Source organism: Lewinella sp. (assembly GCF_050633125.1).
GTDB lineage: Bacteria > Bacteroidota > Bacteroidia > Chitinophagales > Saprospiraceae > Lewinella.
In genome coordinates this window covers 1-10118 of record NZ_JBOEFX010000006.1, presented here as the reverse complement: position 1 = coordinate 10118, position 10118 = coordinate 1, and the positions used below count along the sequence as shown (strand labels likewise).

The 10118-nt window shown below is 47.8% G+C and carries 6 protein-coding genes; 3 read left to right on the top strand and 3 right to left on the bottom strand.

The genetic code is table 11. The annotated features are described in order from the left end of the window. Positions 1-262 precede the first annotated feature (262 nt). Positions 263-1366 (bottom strand): hypothetical protein, encoded by a 1104-nt coding sequence (locus ACRBG0_RS01045; protein WP_431485079.1) that lies wholly within the window; start codon positions 1364-1366, stop codon positions 263-265. Positions 1367-1469: 103 nt separating this feature from the next. Here ACRBG0_RS01045 and ACRBG0_RS01040 point away from each other — a divergent pair, with 103 nt between their 5' ends. From ACRBG0_RS01040 to ACRBG0_RS01030, 3 genes are all read left to right on the top strand, one after another. Continuing rightward, entirely contained in the window at positions 1470-2615 is a 1146-nt protein-coding gene (locus tag ACRBG0_RS01040) for a serine hydrolase domain-containing protein (protein ID WP_431485078.1), read from the top strand. Between the two features lie 415 nt (positions 2616-3030). Continuing rightward, positions 3031-3954, top strand: a complete 924-nt coding sequence (locus tag ACRBG0_RS01035; protein WP_431485077.1) for a serine hydrolase — start codon at positions 3031-3033, stop codon at positions 3952-3954. A gap of 200 nt (positions 3955-4154) precedes the next feature. Further along, positions 4155-6956 carry an Npt1/Npt2 family nucleotide transporter gene (locus tag ACRBG0_RS01030; RefSeq protein WP_431485076.1) on the top strand — a complete coding sequence of 934 codons (2802 nt, stop codon included), beginning with the start codon at positions 4155-4157 and terminating at the stop codon, positions 6954-6956. Here the strand turns inward: ACRBG0_RS01030 and ACRBG0_RS01025 are convergent. Then, the gene (locus tag ACRBG0_RS01025; protein WP_431485075.1) at positions 6940-8220 is read right to left on the bottom strand and encodes a serine hydrolase; all 1281 of its coding nucleotides are present in this window, start codon (positions 8218-8220) and stop codon (positions 6940-6942) included. The two genes, ACRBG0_RS01030 and ACRBG0_RS01025, sit on opposite strands and share 17 nt — an antisense overlap. A gap of 1 nt (position 8221) precedes the next feature. Beyond that, a partial coding sequence (locus tag ACRBG0_RS01020; RefSeq protein WP_431485074.1) for a PEP/pyruvate-binding domain-containing protein occupies positions 8222-10118 on the bottom strand: 1897 nt, incomplete at its 5' end.

The following is a 10118-nucleotide window of genomic DNA, read 5'->3' as shown; positions in this document are numbered from 1 at the left end:
CAAAACCTCTCTTTCCCTGCGGCACGCATCCCGAAACGGCGCCTTTATTGACAATGAAAAGGGTTGGGGGATGGGGCTAGAGGATCGTTGACAAGTGTTTTTTACACAAGGTTTTACGAAAGTGGACTGCAATGTGTAGCCTAATAGTGTATTGCTCATTCTACGATGGAACTATTCGGACAAATTACTTATTTCTAAATTTGAAGCTCGCTTAAAAAGTGTCCAGAGTAACATTGATTCAAATACTTCCGACCTCCGATTTTTAGACACTCTTCCGTTTCGCTGTTGCAAAGTCAAAATGCAATTCTTCTCGCATGATTTTACGCGTCAGGCTATCTTGGTTGGTAAGCGGCTGGTCGCTGCTTTTCTTTTCCTCAATGCGTTTCAACTCTTCCATATTGGCAACAAACTTGGGCTTTTTTACCATCTTTTCGTTGATAGAACTCTGCTTCGTTTTGAGAATTTTGAGGCAATGGAAATAATGTTGAAGAAAGAATTGATTGTAAAGTGATTTCTGGCCTTTGTCGTTTCTCAGTTCGTCAATAAAATCCCAGATATAGTCTAACTCACCCATTGCCTGCCACACGACTTCGATGTTGGAAGGGATATCAATGTTGCCAAATAGTTCTTCTGCTTTCTCTAAGAACACTTTCTTTTTCTCTAGTGTAATGGCTTCTTCTTTTTTGCCTTCCGTCACTTCCGTAAACAGGGTACGCATCCGGTTAGCCAGCGCATCCTGGTAATTTTGCAGGTTAGAAATCTTCAGGTAACTGCACTCAAATTCTTCAATCAGCACCGACAGGTAAGCAATCATATAGGTCAGACTGACCTGTAAGTAATCCATATTTTTCACCAGCTCTCGGTCTTCAGCGTGGGCCAGTTTGCGTTTAAAATCCTGTAGGGAGATCAGGCTGGGCATGATCCGATTGCGAATTTGTTCACCGTAGGTTTTGCCAGACTTGTGCGATTTTATTAAAATACGCGCCAACTCTACATGATCGTGGGCTTCCTGTAGCTTGTTTTGCATTTCCCACCGGAAGAGCTTGTTCTTTTCGCGCTTGTCTTGCCAGTCTTTCACTCGTTCCTTGGCTTCTTCTTCCTCCTTTTTCATTTCTTCAAAGATGAAGTTGATCAGGGTTCCTAACCCTCCACCAATCACGACCGTTCCAATCATCGTTTCGCCAATATTCATCAACAAGTCTGCGAATTTAAGCCAAACTTCACTCTCGAGATGGCCCTCTTCTACCAGGTAGTAAATCAACAAGGAAGCTACTATTACAGCCACCAATACGCCTATCGCAAGCACCACGTAGGACTTATAGCGGCGGAGTAACTTTATAACTTTATCAAAATTCTTACTAGCCATAATGGGTTCGGTTTTGCCAAGGCCTGGCAGTCACAATTCACCAAAGATAATTGAAAATTGCAATGGCTAATGGGATTATACCACAATCGCTTATCTTCGTTATATGAAAAATCGCAACTCCTTTCTCCTCGTATGTTTGGTCTTCGCCTTTGTACAACTCAATGCCCAATACTATCCAGAAAAATGGGAATGGGAAGAGCGGACGCCAGCTTCCCTCGGTTTTGACGAAGCGCTACTCGATTCGGCAGTAAGCTTTGCGCTAAACAACGAATATAGCGGACAAAAAGACCTGCGGCTCGCTATCCTCGAAGGTTTCAGTCGTGAGCCGGGGCATGCACTCCAAGGGCCCACCAAAGAGCGAGGTGGCCCCGCCGGAATGATCATCAAAGATGGTTATATTGTAGCGCAGTGGGGCGACTTGCAGCGGGTAGATATGACTTTCAGTGTCACGAAAAGTTACTTGTCGACCATGGCAGGGTTGGCTATTGAAGATCAGCTTATCCAATCGGTGAAAGACCCCGTAAAGAATTACGTCTGGGACGGCACTTTCGATGGCGAGCACAACAGTAAAATTACCTGGGAGCACCTGCTACACCAAACCTCAGACTGGTCTGGCGCACTCTTTGGCCTCTATGATTGGGCCGACCGCCCTGACCGCAAAGGCTCCTACGACGAATGGCGCTACCGCGAATTGCACGAGCCAGGCACGTATTACAAATACAACGATGTGCGCGTCAATGTACTGGCATATTCACTGCTTCAAGTATGGCGTCGCCCCCTCCCGCAAATCCTCAAAGAAAGGATCATGGACCCTATCGGGGCCAGCACAACCTGGCGGTGGTATGGTTACGACAATACTTGGGTCAATATAGATGGCATAGAGATGCAATCTGTCAGTGGTGGTGGCCATCACGGCGGCGGGGTTTTCATCAATACACTGGACCACGCCCGCCTGGGCCTCTTGTTTGCCCGCAAGGGACAATGGGCTGGCCAACAACTGATCGCAAAATCCTGGACAGACATGATTCAGACGCCCACCCCGGCCAATACCAGCTATGGCTATATGTGGTGGCTCAACCAAGGCGAACGCGCCTGGGAAGATGTCCCCGGCCACCTCTACTACGCCGCCGGCTTTGGGGGCAATTTCATCGTGGTAGATGAGCAAAACGACCTCGTGATCGTCACCCGCTGGCTACAGCCTTCAGAGATTGGGGAGATGGTGAGGAGGGTTTATCAAAGTCGGAAGTAGGAGATCGGAAGTCGGAAATGGGCTCCGTAGGAATGCCGCATAGCGATCCCTTCGGCGCCTTCGGTAAAATCGGAAGAGGAAAGTTGATTAATTCAGTGCTTTATACCTCGCACTCCGCACAAACCCGCACCTCGCACCAAAGTCGGAAGTATAAAACTTTCCCTTTTATTTCCGACTTCACACTTCCGATTTTGCCATAGGCATCCCACGTAGTGATCCCTACGGGGCCTTCGGGGCCGACCTCCCAATGGTCATAACCACGTAAAAAACAGTCATTTAAGGCACAAATTGTACTTTTAACACTTATTGCTGAAAAATTTGAATAATAAATTCGATATTTGAAGTGTTACTTTCGCCGCTACACGCCGTTATGCGTGTGACTTTAGCCGAAACAATACGTCATCAAGCCTTTTTTATGTCAAAAAGTTTATTGTTTTTTTCTGTTTTCTTCGCCTGCATGCTTTTTGGTAATTCCCCAGCAACTACGATTAGTCCAATGATTGAAGAGGAGGTCATCGAAACGACTCCTTTCCAACCATTGCGTAGTACAGCTGATGCGGATTTACAAACAGCCTTGGAAACCGTCCTCAATCGCAATCCACAATGGCGCTCACTGATTAGTAACAAGAGAATGGCCGTCAGTCTGGTAGACATGACACAAGCTGATGCCCCTCGCCTAGCTGGTGTTAATGGCGACCATATGATGTACGCCGCCAGTTTACCGAAAATTGCAGTCCTCCTGGCGTCTATGGATGCGCTCGAAAAAGGCGAACTCATTGAAACACCAGAAGTAAAGAGTGATATGCGGCTCATGATCGCTCGCTCTAACAATGCAGCAACTACCCGCATGATTGATCGCTTGGGGTTTGCCAAAATCCAAGCGGTGATGACCGACCCCGCTTACAAGCTCTACGATCCTGAACAAGGTGGAGGCATTTGGGTAGGCAAGCGCTACGGCAGTGGCGGCGGACGTAACCCTGACCCCATCAAAGGACTCAGCCACGCTGCTACTACGACTCAGGTATGCCGTTTTTACTACCTGATGGCACAGAAAAAATTTGTTACGCCGGAACGTTCAGAACAGATGATGGACATCATGGCTGATCCGGAGTTGCACCACAAGTTCGTCAACACCTTGGATCGGATAGCTCCTGATGCGACCGTATTCCGCAAGTCTGGCTCCTGGAAAACCTACCACTCTGATTCAGTGATGGTAATGGGCCCCAACCGCCAATACATCCTCTCTGCATTGATTGATGATGCTGGCGGCGAAGTTATTTGCAGAGAATTGGTAACGGCTATCGAACAAGCATTGGCCAATGCTCCAGCGCAGTCTTAGAAGCGACCAACCGAACTTTTAACAAAAGCGGTTCGTTATGCAAAAAGCGTAACGAACCGCTTTTTATTTAACGAATCCTCACTAATTTCCTACGGATACTGGAGAAAGTTGTTGATTATTTGAGAATTTCCGTAGGTTCGGCCTGAAACGACGATTATCTGAAATCGGTCTATTTTAAACCCCACAAACCACGCTCATAGATGTCGGTTCCCCAGCTCAGAAGGAAGCTGCAAATGCACGAAGGAGAAGGCCGTCGCCTCTTTCCATTGCTTTTTCTGATGTTTCTGACGCTCACCAACCTCATCCTGTTAAAGTCTACGGCGAGTAGCCTATTTTTAGCGGAACTCGGTGCCGAACAATTGCCCATTGCATTTTTATGGGTAGCGATTACAGCTGCAGTCAGTACCTTAATTTTCTCGGTGCTTACCCAACGATTTTCACTCACCACACTCATTCAGTTCACCCATGTGGTTACGGCTAGCATAACAGTTTGGTTTATGCTGTTGCTCAAATTTGGCGAACCTGGGCGTGGGCAGTTGTATATCTTCTACGTGTGGAGCAACCTCTTCGGCGTTATTACCGTTTCGCAGGTTTACCTGCTGGCAGGCGAGTTATTTGGTATTCGAGAAGCCAAAAGGCTCTTTGTATGGGTGGGTGTTGCAGCCATTAGTGGCGGTGTTTTTGGTGGTTACCTTACCAGTGTCCTGGCGACCTTCCTCAGTGGTACAACCCTCCTCAGTACGGCGGCGGGGCTGTCAGGTGCCTGTATTATCGCAGCACTTTACCTCCGGCAATTTTCCCATATACCGCAAACACAGGAAGTCAATTCTCTGTCTGTTGTTTGGCGGGAATTCTGGTATCCTTTCCAATATTTCCGACAATCACATTACCTTCATTTAGTAGCAGGTATTGTATTTCTTGCTGTCATTGTCGCCAAGCTCGTTGAATATCAATACAGCAGTTTTGCGTTGGAAACCTACAAAGATGTGGAAGACCTTGCGGCCTTCTTTGGCTTTTGGTTGTCGACAATCAGCCTGCTCTCACTAGGTGTCCAGCTCTTGTTTACCAAATATGCACTGAAGAACATAGGCGTTAGCAAAAGTTTGCAAATGCTCCCCCTGGGCTTGCTGGCAGCAATGTTGATCCTTTTGTTTTTTCCGCTCCTTTGGGCGGTTGTTATTGCTCGGGCTATCGACGGTGGGTTTAAGCAATCACTGCACAAATCGGCATTTGAGCTCCTACTCTTGCCGCTACCCAATGCCGAAAAGAAATTCAGCAAAACTTTTATTGATGTTTTTGTGGATAGCATTGCTACAGGCATCAGTGGATTACTACTCATCTTTTTTGTACGAAAAGCCGCTTTACCTACAGAGGCAGTCACCTTACTTACGATTGGCTTATTACTGATATGGGTATGGGTAACCGTTCATTTAGGAAAGGCCTATTTGAACACCTTCCGTTTGCGGCTCAATAAACGAGATATAGCAGATGTTGTTCCTGGGCTGAGCTTAAAGAAAAGTAAAATTTTGCCGGGTATGGCGAAATTACTCGAAGAAGGGAGTATTAGCCAAATGAATTATGTCTTAAAAAAGCTACCGAGTGTCGGCCCTCAAGACATTTTTGAACAACCACTGGTACACCTCCTGGATCACCCCCATTCTGAAATCCGGGTGCGGGCAATCACTTGTCTGACAGACTACAAAAGGGTTCGCATTGACAAAAAGATCATGGACTTATTAGAAAATGATCCTTCTATTTCTGTAAAAGTAGAGGCGTTATTTTACCTGGTCCGCCGCCAACCTCACCAGCAGCTTCAGCAATTGGTTGATTTTCTTGATGATGAAAATGATCTACTCGCCGATGTGGCATTACTGACCTTGGTGGCAGAAGTGAGCGGTAATCCCGTTCTATGGGAGAAACTAAAAATTAAGAGCCGACTCGAAACCATGATCGCTACGGTGAGCATGCTCCCCTCCGGCACCCATCGCAATGAGCTTCAACTCATCACCGTAAGGGCCATCGAGGCGGCTCGAGAACCTGACTTCTTCTATAAACTAGAAGAATGGCTACCTTCCTCCAACTTTGATGTATGCAAAGGTATTCTTCAGGCCATGGGAAACCTGAAGGCCGAGCGCTTTTTACCATTCATTTGGGATCAACTAAAGAAAGATCAAGGGGTATTGGCTTCTAATGTTCTCGCTGCTTTTGACGAAGATATACTGCTCCCCTTTTTAGAAGAAAAGCTGCAAAAAGAATCTCCGGAAGAGCTCCATCTTGCGCCACGGATATTAGGCAATTTACCTAGTCCCAAAGCTGTAGCCTTTCTGCTAGATTGGCTAAACTCTCCTGATCAAGCGATCAGGGATGAAGCCATCAATGCACTTTGTAAAATCCAATCGGAATGGCCACAAGTTCGTTTTGACCGTAAGCGCCTTCAGCGCCAGCTACTGGAAGAAGCCTCGCTTTTTCAACGAATGCTGTCTTTGCTCTACGCTCAGCTGCAAGCCTACCCCAATGATGAAGAACACCTGCGCAACGCCCGACGAAATTTACTGGAACTCCTTGAATCCCGCCTTGATCGCAATATCGAACGTATCTTCCGCTTGCTCGACCTACGCTATTCCTCCAACGATTTCCTGACGATCTACGTCAACTTAAAAGATGGACAACCCGATCAGCGTAGCAGTGCTCTTGAGTTCTTGGAAAACTTGCTCGAACCATCGCTCATGAAGCTTATCCTTCCTGTAGCGGAGTTGGTCGTCATGGACCTTTCTGTAAACAGTAAAGACAAAGACCTCCCCTTGAAATTACTGGAAGAAGAAACGTGTTATCGAGAAATTTTCGCCCTCAACGACCATCAACTGAGTATGAGCCTACTCACGTTGATACGGCAGGATAAAGCCAGTCATTATGCCTCGATGGTGCGACCACTACTAAACTCTACGCAGCCACTTTTACGCACCATCGCTCAGGAAACCCTTGAATTTATTGATCCTCAGTAGCCTCTTCAACATCAACCTTCACGATTTCATCAATTTGACCGGCCAAGCGGCGGTGATCGAAATTGGAGTTTTTACTCAGCACATTACTCATTAACACAACGATGTATTTAGCACCTTCAGGTTGTTCCACAATCGCTACCGAGTTCATATAATTGAAGCGATTGCCCGCGTATTTACCACAAGGGCCGCTCTTGTTGGGGTCACAACTGTACAAACTTCCTGATTTGAAATACAAGGCTGCATCGTCCAATGCATCAGAAGCGCCGTAGCGGATACGCCGATCCGTCATATACATCAGACGCTTGATTTCCAGGCTAGAACGAGGGTCTGTCACTCGGCCACTCTCTACTGCGATGAGGAATTTCATCAATCCTTTGGGGCTGCCGATACTTCCACCTTGGCCGGGAATGATGCCAGTTGCACCACGGGTAAACATTTGCCCCAACCGCCATTCTTCCGGCTCAATACCTAGTGAAACAAGCGGACAGCTTACGACGTCAGTGGCCAAATCCATCAACTCTCTTCGAGGCGTATTTTTCAAGTATTCCTGAACGTCCGTTTCATTGAGACAAGGGTACTCCGACTGAAAAACTCGCATCAAAAGTACCTCGCGCCACAGCACCGACGCAGCACCATTGTTACTAACAGAGACCATGTGGTCGGCCCATTCAAAAAGACTAAAACGGTCACTTTCTTTGACTTGCCGCTTGTAATGCTTACCACCTTCCAATTCGTAAAACGGAACAGTATGTTCATCATATACCGCAAACGGCCCACCAGAGACCACCCGCTCTTTGAGCAAAGCTATGCGGTCGTCGAAACTATGCGGATAGATGTTTTCTAACTCACAAAACAGCCCTGCCAACACCGCCAATTTACCCACACTTCCCGGTTGAAAACCACGGGTAGGCTGCCGGTCTGCATAACGTACTGGCCGGCCAGGAGTCACATCAAACAGTGCAACCGAATAACTTTCGTTGAGGTTAGGAAACAGGCTATTGAGTGCTTCCTGCAACTCGGGGTCTGCCTCGGGGTAATCGATTATTGGCCCGTGATCATCATTGTACAAATTGAGGTTGATCTGCTCTGTGATGAGTAAAGCTCCATTGGGGGGCATTTTCTCGTCGAGCTCGCCCAAAATAATCCTTTCCAATTTCAATAATCGGCGAATCCCGCTGTAGAGATAACCGTCAATGGGGTAAGCATAACTTATAGAGGGCACGCTTACCGCCAATACCAACAATACTATTACACAACGTTTCATATTAGATTTTTTGGGTCAAGTCTACCGCTTGGTAGGGTTCATAACGAGGGTTAATGGATTGCAGATAGCCCGAGGCTGCCGCCTGCTTGTTTTCTACAAAGGGGCGAACCTGGAACAACCACAAGTGATCATCTTTAAAGCCCATTTCCATATCATAAGTAATAGCTTCGCTGCCTTCTTCACGAGGGTAATTAGCTTCTACAAAATCACTCAGATTTTTCACAGAAGTGAGGTTCTTGAGGTTCAGTAAGGGCTTCGACAGGCGATCAAGCCCGCGATTGGTTCCGCCAGTTATGGGCAGATAGAGGTAATTGACTTCCCGTGCCGGGCTCAGCATCGCGATGTGGCCGGTAGGGAAAATGGTATAGGTTTCGGCACGCTGGCCATCTACTGCCCCCCCTACTCCACGGCTGAAGGCCGCAGTGATCTCGTCTTCCCTGCCGTTGCTGACATTTTGGGTAATCACCACCCCGGAATAATCAACATTTACACCAGGAATCACCAAAAGGGAAGGATAAACGTTTTCTGGATTATTCAAGTAACGCTGGCGCCACTTGAAGCTCCGTTCGGTATAAGGCGAAATCCACACTTCTCGGATGCCTTGCCATATTTTCTGTTCCTCACGAACATTGAAGATGGTCTTGTTCAGTCCCGCCCCGGTAAAGTCTTTGAGGTCTTCCATATTGGTATCACTCCGCAGAAAGACAGGCAATTCGCCGAAAGGCTGGTTCAAAATACTGGCAAATGAGTCGCGAAACTCCTGCTGAAAACCCGGTAAAAACGGAATGGTTTCCAGTAGAGTACGCAGTTCACCAAGGTGGGCGAGTAAATTGGCTTCAATCTCTTCCTCGCTTTTGCCCGCCGAGCGTTCTTTATCTGCGGTGGCAAATCCTTGCTGCAAAAACGCCCAATAAGAGAGGTCGCGGCCAGGAATGGTCTGCTCCATATGGGCTTTGAACAAGCCAAAGGGCAACACAAAACCTTCCACCACCTGCTCGGGAAACATCTGTTTGAGCTGCCCCAGGTTGGCGGCTTTAGGGCCACACCAACGGCCAGAAGAAGCCGCGTTCAACTCCCGCATGTTGATGATCCGGCGGGTATCCAATTCCATCTTGTCTAAAGGAACCGTCACCCGCTCTTCCTTTCGCTCCGCAACGGCGAAGAGTTCTTTTTCCTGATCCGACATTTTCTTGGCCAATTTCATGATGATGGTACCACCTGGAGAAACAGCGTAGAATACCTCTTCTCCATTCCAGTCTTTCAAGTCATTGAGGTTCTCTTCACTAAGCACCGCGTTGGGGATAGCTAGGTTTCGCGCAAGCAGCTGCACGTGGGAAACCATGTTGCCTTCGGACACCGTAGCAATTCCAGCGACTGGCTTAAGGTCGGCAGGCGGGTGGTCGAAAACATAAATTTTGGTGGCGTCGATCTCCATGTCTTCGCTGGCTTCGTTGATAACCACCAATTCTCCTTTCGCAAAACCAGGGTTTAGGCCACGCATGGTAGACGGATTGCTTAATGCAGCGATATCATTTTTCAAATTGGCTTCCGCTGCTGCGAAAGCACTCAGACGCTCTACCGACATCCCCAGCGGCAACAATACCGATGAGCGAATCAGATCGTCGATGAAGGTGCGTGCCTTGGGTTCTATGCTTGTAAACATCTCCAACTCTTTGCCGTAGAGCGAACGCGCCAGGTTGGTCGACCATTCCAGCAAGCGCCGTGATTGTTCCGCACTGAACAGCAAAGCCCCCAGTGGCATCGTCGTACTATCCGGCACCGACCACTGATCGGAAGAATAACGGTACCACTCCCAAGGGGCGAGGTAGCCACTGGCAGCTGTAGCTTGCTCCAGGTAGCAAATCTCCTCTAGCTGCTCCAAAACAGTAGCGTTTTCC

Coding starts and splice junctions, on each gene's coding strand:
- ACRBG0_RS01045 (WP_431485079.1), bottom strand. CDS start 1,366: ATGGCTAGTAAGAATTTTGATAAAGTTATAAAGTTACTCCGCCGCTAT.
- ACRBG0_RS01040 (WP_431485078.1), top strand. CDS start 1,470: ATGAAAAATCGCAACTCCTTTCTCCTCGTATGTTTGGTCTTCGCCTTT.
- ACRBG0_RS01035 (WP_431485077.1), top strand. CDS start 3,031: ATGTCAAAAAGTTTATTGTTTTTTTCTGTTTTCTTCGCCTGCATGCTT.
- ACRBG0_RS01030 (WP_431485076.1), top strand. CDS start 4,155: ATGTCGGTTCCCCAGCTCAGAAGGAAGCTGCAAATGCACGAAGGAGAA.
- ACRBG0_RS01025 (WP_431485075.1), bottom strand. CDS start 8,220: ATGAAACGTTGTGTAATAGTATTGTTGGTATTGGCGGTAAGCGTGCCC.